General features: G+C 53.5%; 17 protein-coding genes and 1 pseudogene. 12 read left to right on the forward strand and 6 right to left on the reverse strand.

Annotated features, from left to right (window positions below):
* Positions 1 to 583: 583 nt before the first annotated feature.
* On the reverse strand, positions 584 to 2,194 hold the full coding sequence (locus tag ACR0L4_RS22610) for an arylsulfatase (protein ID WP_480515363.1): 1,611 nt from the start codon (positions 2,192 to 2,194) through the stop codon (positions 584 to 586).
* A gap of 82 nt (positions 2,195 to 2,276) precedes the next feature.
* On the opposite strand from ACR0L4_RS22610, the pseudogene ACR0L4_RS22615 reads away from it, so the two are divergent.
* Positions 2,277 to 2,446: pseudogene (locus ACR0L4_RS22615) on the forward strand (integrase); the annotation flags it as partial.
* 166 nt (positions 2,447 to 2,612) lie between these two features.
* On the opposite strand, the gene ACR0L4_RS22620 reads toward ACR0L4_RS22615, so the two are convergent.
* Entirely contained in the window at positions 2,613 to 3,641 is a 1,029-nt protein-coding gene (locus ACR0L4_RS22620) for an aldo/keto reductase (protein WP_480515365.1), read from the reverse strand.
* A gap of 168 nt (positions 3,642 to 3,809) precedes the next feature.
* Between ACR0L4_RS22620 and ACR0L4_RS22625 the strand changes: the two genes are divergently transcribed.
* The 4 genes from ACR0L4_RS22625 to ACR0L4_RS22640 all read left to right on the forward strand — a co-directional run bounded on the left by ACR0L4_RS22625 (position 3,810) and on the right by ACR0L4_RS22640 (position 7,482).
* Positions 3,810 to 4,715, forward strand: a complete 906-nt coding sequence (locus tag ACR0L4_RS22625) for an AraC family transcriptional regulator (RefSeq protein WP_480515367.1) — start codon at positions 3,810 to 3,812, stop codon at positions 4,713 to 4,715.
* A gap of 402 nt (positions 4,716 to 5,117) precedes the next feature.
* Positions 5,118 to 5,663, forward strand: coding sequence for a TetR/AcrR family transcriptional regulator (locus ACR0L4_RS22630; protein ID WP_480515369.1), 546 nt, complete (start codon positions 5,118 to 5,120; stop codon positions 5,661 to 5,663).
* A gap of 124 nt (positions 5,664 to 5,787) precedes the next feature.
* The gene (locus ACR0L4_RS22635) at positions 5,788 to 6,201 is read left to right on the forward strand and encodes an ester cyclase (RefSeq protein ID WP_480515371.1); all 414 of its coding nucleotides are present in this window, start codon (positions 5,788 to 5,790) and stop codon (positions 6,199 to 6,201) included.
* A gap of 204 nt (positions 6,202 to 6,405) precedes the next feature.
* Complete coding sequence (locus tag ACR0L4_RS22640) at positions 6,406 to 7,482, forward strand: DUF2652 domain-containing protein (RefSeq protein WP_480515373.1); 1,077 nt, start codon at positions 6,406 to 6,408, stop codon at positions 7,480 to 7,482.
* A gap of 359 nt (positions 7,483 to 7,841) precedes the next feature.
* Here the strand turns inward: ACR0L4_RS22640 and ACR0L4_RS22645 are convergent, their stop codons facing one another.
* The 3 genes from ACR0L4_RS22645 to ACR0L4_RS22655 all read right to left on the reverse strand — a co-directional run bounded on the left by ACR0L4_RS22645 (position 7,842) and on the right by ACR0L4_RS22655 (position 11,332).
* Positions 7,842 to 9,050 carry an ABC transporter substrate-binding protein gene (locus ACR0L4_RS22645; RefSeq protein WP_480515375.1) on the reverse strand — a complete coding sequence of 403 codons (1,209 nt, stop codon included), beginning with the start codon at positions 9,048 to 9,050 and terminating at the stop codon, positions 7,842 to 7,844.
* Positions 9,051 to 9,096: 46 nt separating this feature from the next.
* Positions 9,097 to 10,605: an ATP-binding response regulator gene (locus tag ACR0L4_RS22650; RefSeq protein ID WP_480515377.1), complete on the reverse strand. Its 1,509-nt coding sequence runs from the start codon at positions 10,603 to 10,605 to the stop codon at positions 9,097 to 9,099.
* A gap of 64 nt (positions 10,606 to 10,669) precedes the next feature.
* Entirely contained in the window at positions 10,670 to 11,332 is a 663-nt protein-coding gene (locus tag ACR0L4_RS22655; RefSeq protein WP_480515379.1) for a response regulator transcription factor, read from the reverse strand.
* Positions 11,333 to 11,676: 344 nt separating this feature from the next.
* On the opposite strand from ACR0L4_RS22655, the gene ACR0L4_RS22660 reads away from it, so the two are divergent.
* From ACR0L4_RS22660 to ACR0L4_RS22690, 7 genes are read left to right on the forward strand one after another with little or no spacing between them, the layout of a single operon-like run.
* Complete coding sequence (locus ACR0L4_RS22660) at positions 11,677 to 13,002, forward strand: ABC transporter substrate-binding protein (protein WP_480515381.1); 1,326 nt, start codon at positions 11,677 to 11,679, stop codon at positions 13,000 to 13,002.
* A 23-nt stretch (positions 13,003 to 13,025) separates the two neighbouring features.
* Positions 13,026 to 13,757, forward strand: coding sequence for an ABC transporter ATP-binding protein (locus ACR0L4_RS22665; RefSeq protein WP_480515383.1), 732 nt, complete (start codon positions 13,026 to 13,028; stop codon positions 13,755 to 13,757).
* A 14-nt stretch (positions 13,758 to 13,771) separates the two neighbouring features.
* Positions 13,772 to 14,473, forward strand: a complete 702-nt coding sequence (locus ACR0L4_RS22670; RefSeq protein ID WP_480515385.1) for an ABC transporter ATP-binding protein — start codon at positions 13,772 to 13,774, stop codon at positions 14,471 to 14,473.
* A gap of 18 nt (positions 14,474 to 14,491) precedes the next feature.
* Positions 14,492 to 15,373, forward strand: coding sequence for a branched-chain amino acid ABC transporter permease (locus ACR0L4_RS22675; RefSeq protein ID WP_170754693.1), 882 nt, complete (start codon positions 14,492 to 14,494; stop codon positions 15,371 to 15,373).
* A complete protein-coding gene (locus ACR0L4_RS22680) occupies positions 15,370 to 17,031 on the forward strand; it encodes a branched-chain amino acid ABC transporter permease (RefSeq protein ID WP_480515387.1) in 1,662 nt (553 codons plus the stop codon). Before ACR0L4_RS22675 ends, ACR0L4_RS22680 begins: the two co-directional genes overlap by 4 nt.
* 55 nt (positions 17,032 to 17,086) lie before the next feature.
* Entirely contained in the window at positions 17,087 to 17,455 is a 369-nt protein-coding gene (locus ACR0L4_RS22685) for a N,N-dimethylformamidase alpha subunit family protein (protein ID WP_480515389.1), read from the forward strand.
* Positions 17,456 to 17,458: 3 nt separating this feature from the next.
* Positions 17,459 to 19,780: a N,N-dimethylformamidase beta subunit family domain-containing protein gene (locus ACR0L4_RS22690; protein ID WP_480515391.1), complete on the forward strand. Its 2,322-nt coding sequence runs from the start codon at positions 17,459 to 17,461 to the stop codon at positions 19,778 to 19,780.
* Positions 19,781 to 19,975: 195 nt separating this feature from the next.
* On the opposite strand, the gene ACR0L4_RS22695 is transcribed toward ACR0L4_RS22690, so the two are convergent.
* On the reverse strand, positions 19,976 to 20,192 hold a 217-nt coding region (locus ACR0L4_RS22695; RefSeq protein WP_480515393.1), incomplete at its 5' end, for a hypothetical protein.

Below are 20,192 nucleotides of genomic sequence, written 5' to 3' on the forward strand. Positions count from 1 at the left end.
GGTCCAAGGAGTTCTTCGAAGCTGGGAAGAAACGCTTTGCTGGCGATACGGCTCGTGCAGCGACCTCGACCGAGGTCAAAGATCTGCGTCGCGATGGCACAGGCCTGCGCGGAGTTCAACGACGGTCAGTTTGACTTAGATTGGTGTGTGGTTGAAAGGGTCGATCTCGACGGAGATCTGCAACGCAACTACAGTCGCTTCGTCTCCGAGATTATCGGAATCGATCAAGACGGCGTCACCAGCTTGAATCTTTTCCTTTGCGGTATCGGTGAAGACATCTTCAAAACTCTCGATGTCGGGTTTCACAAGATACAGGGAACAACTCTTTGTCTTTGGCAACTGCCTGAATACTCTATCTAATCTAGAGTAGATTGTTTCAGAGCAAAGATCATTACTCAACGAGATGAAGCCGCTCCTCATCCAAAAGAAAGGGAGAATGGGCATTTAAGTCATCGTGGATCATAGCTGAGTTTGACTTCGTACAACCCATTTCCATGTGTTGCGTGAAGGTCCATTAAAGGCTGGGGGCAGTCAACTACTTGGAGTGCAGAGGTGGACGGTTCCGAACCTTAGGAGAAGCCAACTATCCCTCTGCTGTTTCAATTTTCCACGCCTTTAGTAGCCTGGGAAGTGCAACATCCCAATCCATAACGCCTGTCCGTTTGGCCCAGCTATTGTATTGGCCAATCAGGCCTGCCTCCAATTCCACGTTGCTCCCTCTCAAATCAGTCAACTCCGTGCGATCTGCTTCGATGTCATAGAGTTCCCAATCTTGCCCATGCTGCCTGACAAGTTTGAACTGACCCAACCGTACCGCCGAATTTCCTTCATGTTCGAAAAAGATGGGCTCTTCTCGCGCCCAGTCTTTGCCACGGAAAAGTTCCATCAGGGATTGCCCTTGCATGGGCTGAATTTCGTGACCGCCAAGCTCTGTTTGGTACTGGCATCCCGTCGCCTCTAGGATAGTCGGTAAAATATCGACAACATGGCAGGCGGCGTGTGCATTTGCACCAGAGGCAAATCCATTGGGCCAATGCGCTATGAGCGGTGTCGAAATACCACCTTCATGGACGTAGTGCTTGAACAACCGAAACGGCGCATTCGAGACATTTGCCCACGGTTTATCGTAACTCTGATACGTCTGAGCATCACCCGGCATCACGTCGGGGCGATTTCCCATTTCGATTTGACGGCCGTCATTTGTGGTATCTGGGAAGAACTTTGCCCACCCGTCTTCGGCCATGAATTCTGCGCAGCCGCCATTGTCAGACAGAAACAAAATCAAAGTGTTTTCAAATTGCCCCAAACGCTTTAGCGCAGCGATGAGCCGGCCGATAGATTGATCCATCCGGTCCACCATCGCAGCATAGGTGGCCATTTTTCGTGCCTCCCAATCGGTATTCTGTTCGGCCTCCCAGGGATGAACGCCCGTATCACGCGGAGAAATTTCCCAGTTTCTCTGAAACAGGTTCAGGCTGTTCATGGTTTCGTGCCGTGCGGTACGGATTTTGTCCCAACCGCCTGAATACACCCCGTCATAGCGTGCGATATCTTCGGGATGGGCGTGCAGGGGCCAATGCGGCGCAGTATGCGCGAGATAGAGAAAGAAAGGCTGGTCGTCGGGCGTTTCTTCGATCATTCCAATCGCTTTGTCCGTGATCGCATCTGTGAAATAGAAGTCATCAGGGAATGTCATGACACGGCTGTCATCTTCGAGCATGTAATGCGGCGAAAAGAAGTGAGTGACGCCATCAACGATCCCATAGAAGCGATCAAAACCGCGTTGTCGCGGCGTCGGATGCTCAACATCTCCAACGCGCCAGCTGTCAACTTCGCGCGCCATGAAATCTCCTGCGACATGCCATTTGCCGGACATCAAGGTCCGATAGCCACCTGCGCGTAGGTGCTCCGCTATGGTGGCGCTGTCATTGCGTAGAAACCCCTGATATGCGGGCGTTCCCAGATCGGCCCCCATGTGACCCACGCCGGCGTTGTGCGGGTACAACCCGGTCAAAAGAGATGCCCGCGTAGGACAACAGCGGGCGCAATTGTACATTGCCGTAAGCAGCACACCATCCCTTGCAAGGCCATCAATACTTGGAGTGCGTATTTCCGACCCGGTGGCACCCAAATCTGCAAAACCCAGATCATCGGCCAAGATCAGTATTACATTCGGTCGTTTTCCTGTCGGCATTCGGAGGCTCCATTGCTGCACTTATGAGCTTACCTTACAATCGACGATGATCTTGTCCCAAAGCGACCCAACACTAGTAGGGTATGCCACAGATTCCATGCGGCAGAGCAAGGTCACTCAAATATCCAAGAAGGCAGGCAATCTGCGCGTGGTACACTCTTGTTCGGGCATACTAAGATGGACAGTACCGTTCGGTATCTGGGTGTTGAGCTTGAGGATGCACTTGCCATAGCAGAGGCCATCGAAATCTGATTACTACGGGTCGCTTTCGTTGGCGGCGCAAACAGGACATTGAGCTTTTCATTTATTGCGGCAATGCAGCGTTCCAAATGCGGGCATCCAATTCAAGGCAAGAAACCAGCCCCAAGCGAAGCCTGTTCATACGGGCCGCCTAAGCGGCCCGCGAAATACATCATTTTCACTGAAGCATATGCGCCCGGTACTCGGCCTGTCGCTCGATCATCCAGCCCGGATACTCTGCCGGCAGCTGAGTCACAGCGTCCAGTGCGGCAAGATCTTCTGGCGAAAGGGTAACAGAGGCAGCGCCAATGTTGTCATCAAGTTGTTCCGGGCGTTTTGCTCCTAAAATGACGCTGGTGACGACCTTCTGATGTAGCAGCCAAGCCAGCGCGACCTGTGGTATCGTGCATCCCTTTTCCGTCGCGATAGTCCGCATCACGTCGATTGCAGCATAAGCCCGGTCTTTATCGACCGGCGGGAAGTCGAAACTCACGCGGCGGCCTTCGGCAGTCTTGCCTTCGCGATCGAACTTGCCGGAGAGAAAGCCACCTGCAAGAGGGCTCCAGACCATCAGGCCGATCTGCTCGGCTTGCAACATCGGTGCCAATTCACGCTCCAAATCTCGACCCGCGACGCTGTAATAGGCTTGCAAAGACGTGATCGGCGCAAGTTGTCTCGCCTCGGCAATGCCTACTGCTTTTACGACCTGCCACGCCGCCCAGTTAGAGAGGCCGAGGTACCGGACAAGACCTTGTCGAACAAGCGTATCTAGCGCCTCAAGCGTCTCGACCATCGGCGTGGCCGGGTCGAAACCATGTATCTGATACAGGTCAATGTGATCAAGCTGCAGCCGTTTCAAGCTCGCCTTTGCCTGATCCAAGATATGTCCACGCGAAGAGCCGCGCGCATTTGGCCCCTCGCCCATCGGACCGTGAACCTTTGTGGCAATCACAACATCATCCCGAGCGACACCGACACTCTTGAGAGATTGCCCAAGTATCTCTTCGCTTTTGCCTGTCGCGTAGATATTGGCGGTATCGATAAAGTTAATGCCTGCATCCAAAGCTATTTTTAACAGGCCATCTGCTTCGTCCTGTTGGAGTTTTCCGATCTGGCCCCACATATCGTCCGATCCGCCGAACGTCATGGTGCCGAGGCAAAGTTCTGAGACAAAGAGACCGCTGTGACCGAGGCGATTGTAACGCATGATGTATTTCCTTCATTGAAAATGCCCGGACCGATCCGACCGGGCTCGTTGATGATATGCGATCTCACTGCCACTCCATGCCACTCCGATCCTCGCGAAACCTTGCACGATCCTCTCAAACTCCAGGATCGGTCTGGTCACCTACCGCTCAAAGGTTAAAGTGACGATATGGCTGAAGCGCATCTTGAAACATTGACGGAACATGCTTTGGATTTGTGGCGGACCTATGGGCGTGAAACTCCGCTTCCCGGCGTTTTTCTTGCGGTATCTGAGGAACCTACAGGCCCTCTGCACGGCGTTTATCAACCCTCGCTCTGCGTAGTTCTTCAAGGGGCTAAGGTCAGTCGGGTCGGAGACAGAACTTACCACTACGACGCAGGCAATTGCCTGATTGCCTCATTGGATGTCCCGGTGCGTGCAGAAATTGTCACCGCCTCGAAAGAACGCCCCTATGCGGCCATGATCGTCAGTATCGATCCAGTGGTTGTAGCGGAGTTGCTGCTTGATCACACTACAACGGAAATGGGTGCCAATAATACGTCTGAGGCACTCGCTGTGCATCCTCTTTCCAGTGAATTGATAGACCCGCTCGAACGGCTTTTGGCGTTGGACAAACGCCCTCGTGACATCCCAGTCCTTGCGCCGATGATACAGCGGGAAATAGTATGGCAGCTTCTAAATGGCCCGCAAGCTGGCCTGCTGTGCCAAGTTGGCTTGGCCGACAGCCGAGTAGCGCGCATAGGCAAATCGATTGCTTGGGTTAGGGAGAACTTCGCTGAAGCCCTGAGCGTGCCTCAATTGGCAAAACTCGCGGGGATGAGCCCAGCAACGTTTCACCGGCAATTCAAGGCCGTGACTGCAATGACACCAGTTCAGTATCAAAAAAGCCTGCGCCTACAGGAAGCTCGGCGATTGCTTTTATCGGACGGTGTGGATGTGGCGCAGGTCGGTTTTGCCATTGGCTACGAGAGCCCTTCGCAATTCAGCCGCGAATACCGTCGGATGTTCGGAGCACCCCCGGGTCTCGACGGAGTTCAACTGCGCAGCGCCGTTACGGTTGATAGCCACGGATAGAATACGTTGAGTGCAGACGGCCCAATACCGACATCCGGAAGCCAGCCCAGATGCTACACCCGCGCCCGCTGGACATTCGCTGTGGGCGCGAAGCCTGTCCAGAGTCGCGTACCAGCGTGTGTAAGCATGAAAATGGACCCGGCGCACGCCGCCCGGATCTGGCGTGGATAGGGCCTCCCGACCCTTGGGAGCAGGCAGTTTTCTCCATGATCGTGTAGTCCAAACTGACCCGCCGCGTTGGCAAGATACATTTGCGCGACCGGCCACCCGCAGCAACTCACGAAGATTCTACCCTGCGGAATGGTTTTTCCTGATCTTGCTCAGACGGTGCGTGTTGCGATTTTTAAATGATCATTTTAATATTCTCCGATGGGCAGGCCAAGATCATATTTACGCGACGCCGTGATTGAAAAAGCCATGGGTGTTTTTTGGCAAAACGGCTACAAGGCTACGTCGATAAGTGATGTCGTCCGCGAAACCGGGCTAAACACGGCTAGTATGTACAAGGAGTTTGGGGACAAGGAGGGATTGTTCTCAGCAGCCCTGGATCATTATCGTGATCATGTGATCGGGCCGCGCTATCGTATTCTCATCGACAACCCGAATTTAGAGGGCGTTGAAATGTTTCTCAGAAATGTTTTTTTGGGAGCCGCCAAGTCGGAATACAAGGGCTGCCTGATGATGAACCACCTTGCTCAGAAACATGTGATAAGTCCTGAGGCCGCTGAACAATTGGGCGCGTTCTGTGCAGAGGTGGAATCGCTGGTTGAAGCCGCTCTTCGCAATGCCCAGGCGGAGGGAGACATCGGGCCGGACAAGGACACGGCGCAGCTTGCAAGCTTTGTTGTTTTTTGCGTTCACGGAACCGTCTTGTACGGGCGGCACGACGAAAAAAAGCACATGATACCAAATTTCTACGACATGATCATGAGAGAAATTCGCCAGTGAGGTCAATCAATCATTTATTTTAAAATTGTTTTTTTAAAATAAATGTTCTAAAACTATCCCATCCAGACGGAATTGAAGGCGACTACGCGCTGGACATAAGCGAAACAGGGATAGGAGAAACACGATGAGTATTTCCGAAACGGCTATGGCCTTCTTTGATGCCTGCGAAACAGGCAAAGGTTGGGACGTCTGCAAAGCTTACTGTCAAGACGGCGCCGTCTTTGCATGCCAAGCCGACGCATTGGCCGACATCTCGACAATCGAGGGTTACACCGCCTGGACGGCAGGAATTTTGACCCCAATCCCCGATGGCAATTACGCCATCACCTCTTTCTCCACTGATCACGCACGGAACATCGTAGCCGCTACGGCAGTATTTAGTGGTAAGCAAACTGGTGAGGGTGGACCGGTTCCTGCCACCGGCAAGGAAATAGCAACCAACTATGCCTATGTTATGGAATTTGAAGGCAGCAAGATCGCCCGAATGACCAAAATCTGGAACGACGGGCATTCTCTAAAACAACTCGGATGGGTGTAGTTCCAGCGCGTTGGTGGTGCCGCCTTTTAGGGGCGGCGTTGCGTGAACTTGGTAACTACTTCGGGCTCTCATCTGCAACTATGCGTCTGAGTTCCCAGCCTACACACCATGATGACCGTCTATGGCGCATTTGGACCCAAAGTGGTTTTGAACCCTTTGTAAGTTAAAAATAACCGCGCCAAACACTCTTTTGGGGAGCGTGCCATGTCAACTCAATCTGGATATCTGTTGATAGCCGACATTTCCGGATACACACAGTTTCTGACCACTTCAGAAATGGATCACGCTAATCCGATTTTGAAATCCTTGCTGGGCGTACTAATCGAACAAGTGGGTGATCCGCTTCATTTTTGGAAAACCGAAGGCGATGCCGTTCTGGCATACTCAACGCGGCAGGATTTCCCATCCGGCGAGACCTTCCTGACCATCTGCGAAAACCTCTACAACGCATTTGCAATTCGTCGGCAGGACATAATTGCCAACACAACCTGTACCTGCAACGCGTGTGCCAATGTCGGGGGGCTGGACTTGAAGGTTATCGCCCATCATGGCCAATTCGAAGAAATGCAGCTTGGCCCGGTAAAGGACTTTTCCGGTGCCGACGTTATTCTGGTTCACCGAATGGCCAAGACAAATGTTGTTGAAGCCACCGGTGTACATAGTTACGCGCTGTTCAGCGAGGCCGCCGCCAATGCCATGGATATTAACGACATAGTGGAACCGTTTTCACAGGAAATCGAACATTTTGGCGAGGTTTCGATGATGGTCTACGATTTGGCTAAGTCGTGGGAGCGTTTGCGTGCCAACCGCGAACGCCATTTCCTGACCGAAGAAGCCGGAGTTTGGACATTCCGCCATCATTTCGATGCGCCAATCGCAGTCGTCTGGGAGGCGTTGGTCGCGCCGGAACAAAAACTGAAATGGATGAACCGCGTACAGGAAATTACCGTCGACAGCCCGCAAGGGCGCCTCGGCAACGGGTCGGGATATCATTGCTCTCACGAATTGGCGGACTTTTTCTATCGCGTCACGGATTGGGAACCGTTCGACTACTTCTCGACTTGCATCCAGGATCCGGCGCGCACTGGGGTGAGCTTGCCCGAGACATATCAACTGACGCAAGCGGACACTGGCACCGATCTGCGATATACACTGGGTCAAGCGACGGATGCCGAAGGCAATAGGTTGGAGATCTCCGAACAGGAGATTTCAGCGTTTCTGGCAGAATTCTGGGCCACGTCGTTTCAAGAAATGGACGAACAACTCAACGCCTCGACCTAAGTAATCCTGGTCGGTCCATTGCGGACGTTCACAGCACTACCTCGGTGCTGCTGCGCGGCCTGTCAAACCAGCCGTTCGCTGCGCGAGCAAATTCAGCCGCTGAACGAATTCACAGATCGCGGACATAGCGGACAGTATGCCGGCGCAGCATAGTCCATGATTGTTCTTGAACTGACGGGAGCCGGACAGTTTGCCCATGCTGAAGTTTTCCGCTTAAATCGGTCGTTAGAGCTGTGCAGTCAGCGCCAATGCCGGCCCATGTTTTTGCCATTTTTTTTTGATTTGACAAGCAAAACCCGTGAACGCGAGGGTCATTGTTTTTGTGGTCAAATTCAGTGCTTCACTTGCCGCCAGCGGATCTATTGTGACAACCAGTCCGGCGTCTCAAAACGCGCATCGGAATAGGGCTCTGGCGCGATGATCGCGTTGTCTTGGCCGAAATCCCGGAGTTGATAGAAGATGTGTGGAATTCCAAGCGAGGGATCGTGTATCGCATCCGGATAGGGAATCGCGGATTGCCATTTGTCGTGGTAATTGATGCTGCCAGATACGCTGCGAAAGATTGTCGACTTTAGTTTTTTAGCGACGACCTTATTGATATCGACTTCTCCTGGTCCGCCGGATCCTCCAGCAAGAGCAACGGCTGTGGCGTAATGGTGCAGCGACGTATAGGGTTGGCAGCCGACTTCTGGCGTCGAATTCTCTCCGAACCTTTCGCGATAGCGCCTGGCGAACTCTTGCCCCAGTTTATCTCGCGGAAGGCCAATCACAGTTCCCACGATAATGCCGCGACCCTTGTTGCCTACGATCTCTGAAAAGGATCGGTGCAAAGCGCCGTATTGGAGGTATAGCAGGCAATCCAAAGGGTTCTCGACAAACTGAAGCTGAAAGTTGGCCAGATCACCGGCGTAAAACTGTGTGTTGGCCAGAACGGCGGGGTCGTGCTCGCGGATCTCGGCCAGCAAAGGCCTCCAGTTTGGTGTGGGTGCAGAAACGACTTTTGGGCCAAAAGTCAGATCCCACCCGAATTGGGTTGAAGCACTCGCCATCGCGTTGGCAATAACGATGCTGTAGGGTTTGGCGCCAGAAATGACGGCGATCTTGTTGTTGCGCGGCTTCCATTGCCCGGTGTCTCGTAACCAGGAAATGAATTTGATGAAGCCCTGGCCGTACCAATACTCGGCTGGATCCCCCATGAAGCAACCAAAATACCTGTCGGGATTGCTGAGCACTGTATCGTGGTGCTGCAACAATGTGTTGTGATGTATGTAGATGATCCCCGCATCCGCGATCGGCTCATATTCCGAGTTTTGCGGCCCGATGTTGTAGCCATTGATGATGGCGTGGACTTGATGGCGGGTGATGAGCCGTCGTGCAGCGCGCACTACTTCCTCGGCGGACTGTCGGCCGGAATCGACGAAAAATGGTTCCACCTTCATTCCCAAAATACCGCCGTCGGTATTGATTTCTTCAGCGGCCAGAAGGACGCCATTTCTGAATTCTTTGCCATCCGCAGCCGAGGGTCCGCTGAGCGGAACCATTGAACCGATGGGGATGGTCTCAGACATCATGCATCTCTTTCAAGGCTGTATATTGGACATTGCTGCGCGCTCATCACAGCCGTCCCGACGTAGGTTTCAATTCGTCGACCAAGTTTGGCTCAAACAAGATGTTGTGAATCATGACCCGCAGTCGCGGCGGGCTGACCGGTTTGATCAAGACGGGAAAACCCTTGGCGCGCACCATTTCGACGATTTTCGGGGCCGTATCAGCTGTTACGACAACGGCGGGAATGTCGCGCCCTAGATGCTTACGGATCTGATTGACGGCTTCGGTCCCCTCAACCCCACCTTTGAGGCGAAAGTCGGTGACAATGAAATCCGGCGGTTGGTCGAGTTGTTCAAGAAGCGCCTCGGGTTCGAGATAAGTGTCAAAGCACACAACGTCGATCCCCCAACGTTCAAGAAGCTCTTTCAGGGCCGTCTGCAGAAGAGGGTCATCCTCGAAGATAAGGGCCTTCTGTCCGGTGAACTCGCCCCCGATGCGTTCGCTGATTTCTGGCTCGCCTATGTTGCTGTGCCAGATGTCGCCAATAGGAATGGTCACCGAAAAGACTGATCCCACGCTAGGTTCGCTTTTGACATTGATCGGGTGGTTAAGCACTTCAGCCAGACGTTTGGCAATGTTCAGCCCAAGGCCGAGACTATGTTTCTTGAGCGCTTGATCTTCAGAGACGCGGAAGAATTCTTCAAAGATTGCGTCATAATGTTCGTACGATATGCCTCGGCCTGTGTCCCACACCTCGATTCTGAGGTTGGTGCCCTCAGGTCGGCAACCTACGACAACGCCACCCGTCTCCGTATACTTGATGGCGTTGCCGACAAAGTTGCTCAGAATACGCTCCAACAGGGCGCGGTCGCTCACAACTGCGGAGTTTGATGATACGATCTTTAGACGTAGGCCCTTTTCGGCGGCCTGGTCTGCGAACTGAATTTTCAGCCTGTCCAAAAGCGTTGAGATTTGAAATGTCGTTATGATCGGCTCGATCTTTCCGGCATCCAGTTGACCGATGTTCAAAAGCGCGCCGAGCAAGTCTTCCATGATCGAGACGGATACATCCATTGCATGCAAGAGTTCTGCACGCCGTTCCGGTTCCAATGCTTCCATGCAGTTGTAGATAAGAATTTTTAACGAGGCGAGTGGCTGGCGCAGATCGTGGTTTGCAGCGCGCAGAAAGCGTGATTTTGACTGGTCGATCCGTTCGGTGGCATCCAACACGTTCTTCAGGTTCCGCTCACTGCGTTTTGCCTCGGTGATATCGCGCACATGCATTGCGATGGTCGTGCCTGTGACCATCCAGCGCTCAGCTCGGAAAACCGAACCATCCGCAAAGGTGTATTCGCTGTTTTCAAGGTTCTTCAACGCTGCAGCTTCGTCGGCGACCAAATCTTGCGCGCGTTTCGTCGTAATCAACTCACCTGACTCGACAAGCCCAACGAAAACATCTGCAAGCTTGGGGCGAGACGCGAAATTCAGTCCGCCCGACTGAAACTGCGACTGAAAGGTCTGATTGAAAGACAGCAGCGAACCGTCAGTTTCCCATAGCGCGAAGCCAGTATTCATACAATCAACCGCCTCGGCGATTGCTTCCGTATCTCTTACTGAAGTACGCTTGCTTATCATGTGTTCATCGCTTGCCAATCTGTTGCGCGTTCTGGATCGCGAAATGCACGATTTCTTCTTTTGTCGAGAGAGAGAGCTTCCGCTTGACGTTACCTAGATGCACACGCACCGTTTGCGCACTGATCGAGAGAAGTTCGGCTGCCTTGGACACCGATGCGCCGCTTCCAATTGTCTTGAGCACTTGCAGTTCACGAGAGGTAAGACTGTCCAGTTCGTTGTTCGAGGTGCTCGTTCCCGAGGACTGAAGTTCTCGCGTGATTGAGGCGTATGACTTCTCGATTATGTGTCTTGGGAAGGACACATCCCCCGAAATTACCTTTGCGAGCGATGTCTTGATGTCTTCTGCGCCGGCCGATTTTGGAATATATCCAATCACCCCATGCGCGATCGATTGCATAACGTGGTCAGGGTCATCGTGAACAGAAACGACGACAATCGGCGTCTCCGGAAACTCACTTCGCAACAGGCGCAGGCCTTCAAATTCTTGAAAGCCAGGCATGATCAGGTCGATCAGCATAAGGCCAATGTCCTTGTCTTCTCTTAAGATCGACAAGGCATCGTGGAAACTGGCAGCTTCAACTGTCTGAAACGAAGTATCTAGACTTTTTGTTACCTGTTTCAGAGACTCGCGCACGACCCAATGATCATCTGCAATCAGGATTTTCATTGCTTCACAAGTGGGCATATCGTGTCCTTTGTTCCACCAGTAGGTCAGGGTCCTGCGACACCCACTCTATAAACGGTCAGCTGCGATTGGCCAACTGCGCACCAAGCAAACGCTACATATAGAAGCTTGTATGTTTTTGCGCCACCTAAGCATCCTGATTCTCCTTCCTTTTTCGCAGCGCATATTTTTCAATCTATAAAATACCTCTCTTATTCAAATGCTTATAAGATTTATTCGCTTCGTAGTAAAAAATATTAGACAAAACATCTAGACGATGTCTAGTGTTTTTGCATGATCTGCGCCCCGATCTATCGGAGAGCGTAAGGCAACCAGGGAGCTAAAATATGAAGAATCGTTCAAGTTTCGGAATAGGAACCGTCGGTGACGAACTCACACGCAGAGGCGCCATCAAGACCATCGGGCTTGGCGGGATGTCTGCCATGTTATTGGGAAGCACAGCGCGGGCGCAAAACGATGCGCCAATTCTTCTAGGTGTGCCATCGTCCCTATCAACGCCTTACGGTGTTGCTGACGATACCGATCACCTCAACGGCACCAACCTAGCTGTCGAAGAAATCAATGCAGCCGGCGGGATCAATGGTCGGATGATTGAGCTGTTCGTACCTGATGTCGATAAGCTGAACCCAGAAAGCTGCCGCCAGGCCATCGCGGCCTGTATCGATAAGAAGGTGCATGCGATCTCGAACTCGTTCCTGTTCGCGCCTATTCCAGCGATGGACGAGTCGGCGAAATACAAGGCGCCGTACCTGCAAGGCAACACCCAGCGCGCCGCAACCGAAGCGTTCAAGGCGGACCCTGAAAAGTTCAGCCATATCTTCCAAACGGACCCGTCCGAGGTGAACTATGGCTGGACCTATCCAATGTGGCTGGATGCTATGGAGAAAAATGGCTGGACCCCGAAGAACCGCAAGGTTCACGTGGTGTCCGAACAGGTGGGTTACAACCAGACGATCCTGAAAGCGCTTCGTGAATCCCTCGAAGGGTCAAATTGGGAGCTGGCTGAGAACACGGACATTCAGTTCCCGGTGAATGACTGGGGTCCTGTGATGCGCCGCCTGAAAGAGGTCGACGCTGGCACGATCTTCATCAACCACTGGGTGGCAGCTGAATACGCTGCGTTTTGCAAACAGTTTGCGGCCGATCCCGTGCAGGATGCCCTGGTCTATCTTCAGTATGGCCCATCGCAGCCTGAATTCCTCGAGCTTGGCGGACGCGCAACCGAAGGTTTCTGCTGGTCCACGGTTTTGGGCGTTTACGGGGATCAGACTGGTCAGGACTTCCGCAAGAAGTACTTGGAACGTTTCCCGGAATACGAAGGCAACATGGGCCTCGTCTATACCGGCAACGGCTATGACATCGTCAACTACCTTGCGCTGGCTTGGCAGGCGACTGGCAACCCAGATGACTTTGCAGCCAACTGTGATTGGATCCGCGCCAACCCCTACCGCGGTGTTTGCGGCATGATGGACATGAACAACGAGTTCCAAGAGGCATTGCACTATCCCGACAACGGGTTTGGCAACCAATCTGCCGAACTCGAAGGCGGAATGAGCCAGCTCTTTGTTCAGGTACAAGATCGTGAGCACAAGGTGATCTGGCCAAACGAGATCGCCGAAAGCTCTTTACGCCTAGCGCCCTGGTGGGCCTAACCTAGCTTTCAGTGAGTCAGCAAATGCATGCGACATCAAATACAGAGCCTTTGCTGGCTTGCAGCGGCTTGTCTCTGGACCTTGGAGGGCGGGAAGTCCTTACGGATATCGGTTTTGAGATAAGACCCGGTGAAGTTCTTGGCATTATCGGTCCAAATGGGGCCGGTAAAACCAGTCTGCTCGAAATCCTGTCAGGCCGCTATGCGCCCAAAAAGGGTGAGGTTAAGTTCGAAGGTAAGGACATCAATGGCCTGAGATTGTTCGAACGCTCACGCTTGGGCATCGGACGCACATTTCAGACGCCTCTGGTCTGTGATGATCTGACAGTCGGCGAGACATTCAAAGCCGCGCGGCAGGCCTACAAACCCTATCTGACCCGTTTCGATGCAGAATACGGCGCGCAGCTTGTCCATTTTGTTGAGGACCCGGATACCCACAACACAGTTCTCAAGACCTTCGAACGGCGCAAGCTGTTGATGGCGAACCTTCTAATGCGTCGACCAAAAATCCTGCTGATGGATGAACCAGCTGCGGGTTTGATCAACTCTGAAATTGACGAGATCGACCGCATTCTTCGGATGCTGTCGAAAGAGATGAACCTGGCTGTTGTCATCGTGGAGCATCGGATGGAACTTCTGGAATCCATCGCCGACCGCGTGATCGTCATGGATGCGGGCCAGGTGATCGCACAGGGTTCGTTGTCTGCAGTTGTAAATGATCCTGCCGTCCGAGCGGCATACTTCGAGGCCGCATAAAGGGTACATCTTCAATGAGTGAAATACTGAATATCCAGGGTCTGTCCGCAGGCTATGGCCCGCTGAGGGTGATTCACGACCTTGACCTGGTCATCAACGAAGGTGAGCGCATTGGTTTGGTAGGATTGAATGGACATGGGAAAACAACTCTTTTCTACGCCATCGCCGGGCTCACTGGGTGGCAGCGCGGTTCTATTCTTCTGAACGGAAAACAGATCGGGCGCACACGCAGCCAAGGACCGGGCCGCTACACACACCAGATTGTGCGCATGGGCCTTTCTGTCATGCCTCAAGGTGACGAGATCTTTAACGGCCTCAGCGTCGAAGACCACCTCGACAGCGGGGCCTTCACCCACGAAGCCTGGCGTGCCCGGAAACAGCGCAAGGAAGAGATCCTCGACCTTTTTGAACCGCTCCGCAAGTTGATGAAAACACCGGTTGGCCAGCTTTCCGGTGGTGAGCGGCGCATGGTTTCGATCGGTCGGGGGCTAATGACCAAAGCAAAGCTGTATCTCGCCGATGAACCCTCGTTGGGGCTTGCACCAAAACTTGGGATCACGGTGATGGAAGCCCTCATGAAAATCGAACTCAACGGCTGCGCCATGTTCATCGCCGAACAGAACGTCGCTCTGTTGGAAGACAAATGCGACCGGGTGATCGGCATGCACGCGGGCAAACTCAAAGGCGAGGCGTCTCAGGCGCTGAGCCTCGGCTGATCGTGAGAAAGACATAAAATGGACATCACGTTTATTCTAATCAACGCGCTCGTGGTTGCCTGCATCTATGGGCTGGTCGCGGTCGCCGTCTCGATCACATGGTCGAGCCTGGGTTTGATCAACTTGGGCTATGGCTTTGTGTTTTCGTTCGGGGGCTATGGTGCATTTGTGGTGTCGAGACACCTGATCGATCACCCGGTAGCAGTGGCTGCTGCGGGGATATTGTTTGGTGCGCTTGGGGGTATCATAATTTGCGCTCTTGTCTTCATACCCTTACACGACAAGAAGAATTTCACGACCAGGGGTATGATCGCGACACTGGCGATCAGCTTGATCGGGTCACAGGCACTGCTGATGTATTTTGGCCCGCGCGCCAAGTCGCTGCCCGAGCTGTTCGGGTTTTGGCAGATCAAACTGGGCGACATCGTACTGACCTCTGACAAGATCGGCATCGTAGTCTGTTCAATCGCGATGCTCTCAGCGGTGTTGTACTGGATGCAAGGCAGTCGGCGAGGCTTGGAAATCCGCGCGATGATGATGAACCCGCATGCGGCGTCCATCGTGGGGATCGGAATCAGAAGCACCGGCTTCTACGTGATGGCGATGACCGGTGCGATGGCGGGGCTTGCAGCAGTGCTGCTGTCGCAAACGTACTTCATTAGCCCATTCAGCGGCCTGACCCCGCTGATCAAAGGTGTCAGCATCGCGCTTTGCGGTGGGCTGGGAAGCGTCCGAGGCGCTGTCATCGCTGCAATCATTCTGGGCATTACCGAGGCTGCGACCTCACGACTTCTGGGCGGCCAATACGTACTGATTACTCAGTTTCTTGTGATCATCGCAATCCTCATCGTGCGACCACGCGGTATCGCCGGGCTTCTGGATAAAGGGCGGGAACAATGAGCGATAAGACTTCAGATCAGAGCAAATATGTTTGGCGGAACCCGCTGGAGGTTTGGGGGACCAACACCGGCGAAGGTCAGGTAGACTCCATCCCCGTCCCGGACCCAGCAACAGGTTGGGATGCGCACCGCAAATTCAAGGTCAAAACATACAAGGTGGGTCGCCTTAAGCACTATCACATCTGGGATAACCACGGTGACCGGACTTGGAAGCGTGTGCGTTGGTGGCCGACACGTCGGAACCTTTTGAACATTCGCGGCAAGTACAACCGCAAGACGCTCAATGCGGAAAAGACGATCGTTGATCGAAGGCCAATCTACTGGGTAATCTGCCTGTTCATACTGGCCGTCGCACCGTTCTTTTTTCCCGAAAGCATGCAGAACAGCCTACTGACGGCGGGTGCGATTTTCGGCATCTTCGCGGCAATTAACGTCTGCTGGACCCTGGTACTAGGGACCGCAAGTATCTTCTCGTTGGCGTCTTATGCGATTGTCGGGGTCGCAGCCTTCATAACGTCATGGCTGTCGATCAAGTACGGTTTGCCCTGGTGGTATCTGCCCATTGTGGGCACCGCCATTGGATTCGCCTTTGGTGGAATTATTGCTCTCCCCGCGATGCGCCTAGATGGCTTCTACTACGCCTTGCTTACACTCGGTCTCAATGAGCTTTGCCGCGTGTACTTTACCACCTCAAGAGAGTTTGGTTCGGCGTCTGGCGGCCTCTATGGCGCATCGACTTATATCAATCCGGATTGGGCACCCTACACGCAATCGATCGTATCTTATTATGGTGCTTTCGCTCTCTTGATTGCATCGCTGTTCCTGTTCCGGTTCACCAATGGAAAGCGGCTTGGCCGAGTCCTGAAAATGGCACCGGAAAAGCGCGAGGCTTTCGCGGAAGCCTGCGGAGTCGACTACCGCCAAGCCCGGATCAGGATCTTTCTGATCACATCGGCGGCGCTTGGGTTCATCGGTGGGTTCTACGCGGCGCAATATCGTGGGGTAGCGTTCTCAATTTTCAGCTTTGACACTGTTTTGCTGGGGCTGGCAATGCTAGCCATTGGCGGGATCGGCAAGGCAGAGGGCGCGATCCTGGGCACGCTGGTTGTTGTCTTTCTGGACAAGATCCTGATTGAAATCGGACCGTTCCGACATCTGATGATCGGTACGATCATGTTCGGTTCGGTGCTGTTCCTCAACAACGGCTACTTTGGCATCAAGCAACAGTTCAATGCCTGGCGTGACAAGAAACGTGGGGAATGGCGATCCGCCCGAACCGAGAAGGGCGGCGAGGCCCTTCCCGAAGAAGCGACCGAGATCGACGACAAGGACCGTCTTTATGCAAGACGCTTTGACAAGGTGCAGCGTGACTATCTGAAAACTCTGATCACACCTGAGATCATGGAAGAGCACCGTGCCCAACCTTTGGGTCAACACAGCGAAGCCTTGGAGCGGGTGTTGCTCTATTTCCGCCGTGCCGACATGGACGACAAATATGCTCTGCACCGGGATGGACCGACCGGCAAATATAAACTGATCGCGTTTTCCGGTCACCGTGGTGTGTCCCCGCGCGTCGTCGACGACAAGGAATACGACACGGTTGATGAAGGTTATCACGCCGTGTTCGTACGCCGTGTTCACGACCTGATGGAATCCTGACATGTGCCGTTCGTTCCAAAGAACCGATGCCACAATAATACGTGAGACTTAATCAATGGCCCTTCAAGAAAAAGAAGACGCGGTCGAAAACAAGGACGACTATTTCTTCGACTACTTCAACGACAAGCAGCGCGCGTATATCAAGCAGGTCCTCAATGACGAGATCATCGAGGAACACCGCCTGAAGCCGCTGGGTCAGCACAGCGAACCATTGGCGCGCGTGCTGGCGTATTGCAGACGCATTCCGATGAACCAACAGCTTGCTATCAAGCATGACCGCAAATCAGACACATATATGATCATACGGTTGTCCGGTCAGCGGGGCGTTGCACCAACGGTTGTCGATACCGAGACATTCAATACCCTAAACGAAGCCTACCACGGCCTTTTCCTGAAACAAATCAACACAATCCTGGAGGCATAGGACATGGCCGAGAAGAAGATTTTTGGATACAGCAACCGGCTTTCCGTCAAACAGGGTGAAGAGATTGATTTCTTCGTCAACTGCGACGGTGCGGATGTCGCCGACGCGCAACTGGTGCGTATTATCCACGGGGACCAGCACGAAGCCGGTCCGGGCTTTCAGGAAGAAGAGATTGCCCATCCCAATAACGGTTCTTGGGACGTTAAGAAGCAGTTTACTCAACTTGGGTCTTTCCTGACCGTCGATGACCCGGACAAGAAGCTACGGGGTGATGCGCCGTTTACGATGTTCTGCCACATTTGGGTGACGACGCCGCACAAGGGCCATCGGCACACCATCATGGGCCGTTGGGATACCAACACAAACGAAGGGTATGCTCTCGGCATCGGTCCGCGCGGGCATCTGGAGTTCTGGGTGGGCGATGGAAAAGAGGTCGATTATATCACGTCTGAATTGCCGCTGATCAATCGGGTCTGGTATTTTGTCGGCGTCTCCCATGACCCGACGACCGGAAAGACGACTCTCTATCAGGAAGGTGTCTTGAACAGGTACAATTCATTGCTTGGCCCTGTTGTCCCATATGAGTTCGCGTCCCATGTCGAAACCACGTTTCGCTTCAGCGCAAAGAACCACGACGATGTACCGTTTCTGATAGGTGGTGCTCGGGACAATCACCTATTGCGTGGCGTTTTTGTGAATGACCTGTTCTCGGGCAAGATCGACCGACCCTGCGTTTGCAACAGGCAATTCACACGACAAGAGATTGACTGTCATCGTGATGGAACCAAACCCGACGACAAAGATCTGATCGCTTATTGGGACACGACCCACGGGTATTCCGACAAGGGTATCGGCCATACCGTCTTTGATACAGGACCCAGTGGGTTGAATGCGAAAGGCGTAAACCATCCTGTGCGCGCCATGACAGGGTTCAACTGGAATGGCAAAGACGACTCTTTTCGCCTTGCACCCGAGCAATTTGGCGGGATTGAGTTTCACCCCGATTGCGTCACCGATTGTAACTGGGACAAGACGAACTCAATCACGATCCCGGCCGATCTGAAAAGCGGCGTCTACGCTATGCGGCTGCGTGTCGGTCCGGGCGAAGGCATCAGCGAAGAGTATATAGTCTTCTTCGTCCGGCCCTCGAAACCCAAGGCGAAGCTTTGTTTCCTTGTTCCCACGGCCAGTTATCTGGCTTATGCAAATGAAAGCCTGAGCTTCGACGCCCATATCATTCAGCCTATGACAGGCCAGCCGCCGGTTGTGACCGATATCGATATCGAGACCTACGAACACCGGGAATACGGCCTGTCGACCTATGACAGCTTTGAAGATGGAGCGGGTGTGTGCTTCACATCCTTCAAACGCCCGATCATCAACATGCGCCCCAAATACCGCATGTCGAGCATGAACATCACATGGCAGTTCCCGGCGGATCTTTCGGTTACGGCCTGGATCGAGAAGATGGGATACGATTGCGATTTCATCACCGACGAGGATCTGGACCGCGAGGGTTTAAGCGCGATTGAGCCCTACAATTGCGTCATAACCGGCACGCACCCGGAATATGTATCCGAAAAGATGCTGGACGCGCAGGAGGACTATGTCACCCAAGGTGGGCGTATCATCTACATGGGCGGCAACGGTTACTACTGGTGTGTTGCGTTTGATGAGGAAGAACCAGCTTGCATGGAAGTCCGCAAGCTGGACTCGGGTATGCGAGCCTGGGCCGCGAAACCGGGCGAGCACTATTTGCAGACAACTGGCGAGAAAAGCGGACTTTGGCGCAACCGGGGCCGCGCGCCACAGAAACTCTTGGGTGTAGGATTCATCGCGGAAGGCTTTGAAACAGCCGCGCCCTATCGCAAAATGCCCGACAGCTATCATCGCACGGTTTCCTGGATAACCGAAGGCATCGAGGGTGAGATCATTGGCGACGAAGGCCTAGCCTACGACGCCGCAGCAGGGATCGAACTTGACCGCTACGACCTGAGCCTCGGCACACCGCCCCACACTAAAATCATCGCGTCGTCGGGCGGGCATAGCGACAACTACGTACTGGTAACCGAGGAACTGCTCTACGCTTACGCAGGCCTTGTTGGATCGCTCGATTACCGTATTCGTGGCGACATCACATTTTTCACCGCCCCCAACAACGGCGCCGTCATGAGCCTAGGGTCCATCGGATATGGACAGGCTTTGCCAGCCAGCAATTTCGACAACTCAGCCTCCAAGCTACTTCAAAACGTCGTTGATGCCTTTATCAAAGACGGTGAACTTCCGGGCGGTCGCTGGACCCTTGAGGAAAAACAATGGCGTTGACCGGCTGACATACAAAATATTATCTCCCACCGTGTGTACTTGCGCAACCAACTTGGCCCGATTGACAAGCATAGTCGGGTCTATTTTCACCGTATGCGAGCCGTCTATGTACAAAGCGTCTGCGACCTGATCTTTGGTTCTCAACAGTGTGCAGTGCCAAGCATTAATCGGTGGTTTTTTCGCCGCATTTTAGCGTCAGTCATCGTGCTCTTGCGGCGAAATTCGTGCTGCTTGCCCGCGCAGCATGAAAACGGAATGGCCCAGTCGGACTCGTTGCAGACCTCGGTGCAGACGTAGCATAGGCCCCTGCCGCGTATTCCACGGCCCAAACCGGATGGAGTGGGTGGCTCCTGCTCCACCGGCGTCGCGATGCGCCATACTGCAGTTGTTACCGACTGCTAAGAAAGGAGCC

This window comes from Ruegeria sp. AB5 (assembly GCF_056542645.1).

What these genes read in the sequence shown, in the direction of transcription:
- ACR0L4_RS22610 (WP_480515363.1), bottom strand. Translation starts at nt 2,194, where the DNA reads ATGCCGACAGGAAAACGACCGAATGTAATACTGATCTTGGCCGATGAT.
- ACR0L4_RS22620 (WP_480515365.1), bottom strand. Translation starts at nt 3,641, where the DNA reads ATGCGTTACAATCGCCTCGGTCACAGCGGTCTCTTTGTCTCAGAACTT.
- ACR0L4_RS22625 (WP_480515367.1), top strand. Translation starts at nt 3,810, where the DNA reads ATGGCTGAAGCGCATCTTGAAACATTGACGGAACATGCTTTGGATTTG.
- ACR0L4_RS22635 (WP_480515371.1), top strand. Translation starts at nt 5,788, where the DNA reads ATGAGTATTTCCGAAACGGCTATGGCCTTCTTTGATGCCTGCGAAACA.
- ACR0L4_RS22640 (WP_480515373.1), top strand. Translation starts at nt 6,406, where the DNA reads ATGTCAACTCAATCTGGATATCTGTTGATAGCCGACATTTCCGGATAC.
- ACR0L4_RS22645 (WP_480515375.1), bottom strand. Translation starts at nt 9,050, where the DNA reads ATGTCTGAGACCATCCCCATCGGTTCAATGGTTCCGCTCAGCGGACCC.
- ACR0L4_RS22650 (WP_480515377.1), bottom strand. Translation starts at nt 10,605, where the DNA reads ATGAATACTGGCTTCGCGCTATGGGAAACTGACGGTTCGCTGCTGTCT.
- ACR0L4_RS22655 (WP_480515379.1), bottom strand. Translation starts at nt 11,332, where the DNA reads ATGAAAATCCTGATTGCAGATGATCATTGGGTCGTGCGCGAGTCTCTG.
- ACR0L4_RS22660 (WP_480515381.1), top strand. Translation starts at nt 11,677, where the DNA reads ATGAAGAATCGTTCAAGTTTCGGAATAGGAACCGTCGGTGACGAACTC.
- ACR0L4_RS22665 (WP_480515383.1), top strand. Translation starts at nt 13,026, where the DNA reads ATGCATGCGACATCAAATACAGAGCCTTTGCTGGCTTGCAGCGGCTTG.
- ACR0L4_RS22670 (WP_480515385.1), top strand. Translation starts at nt 13,772, where the DNA reads ATGAGTGAAATACTGAATATCCAGGGTCTGTCCGCAGGCTATGGCCCG.
- ACR0L4_RS22675 (WP_170754693.1), top strand. Translation starts at nt 14,492, where the DNA reads ATGGACATCACGTTTATTCTAATCAACGCGCTCGTGGTTGCCTGCATC.
- ACR0L4_RS22680 (WP_480515387.1), top strand. Translation starts at nt 15,370, where the DNA reads ATGAGCGATAAGACTTCAGATCAGAGCAAATATGTTTGGCGGAACCCG.
- ACR0L4_RS22685 (WP_480515389.1), top strand. Translation starts at nt 17,087, where the DNA reads ATGGCCCTTCAAGAAAAAGAAGACGCGGTCGAAAACAAGGACGACTAT.
- ACR0L4_RS22690 (WP_480515391.1), top strand. Translation starts at nt 17,459, where the DNA reads ATGGCCGAGAAGAAGATTTTTGGATACAGCAACCGGCTTTCCGTCAAA.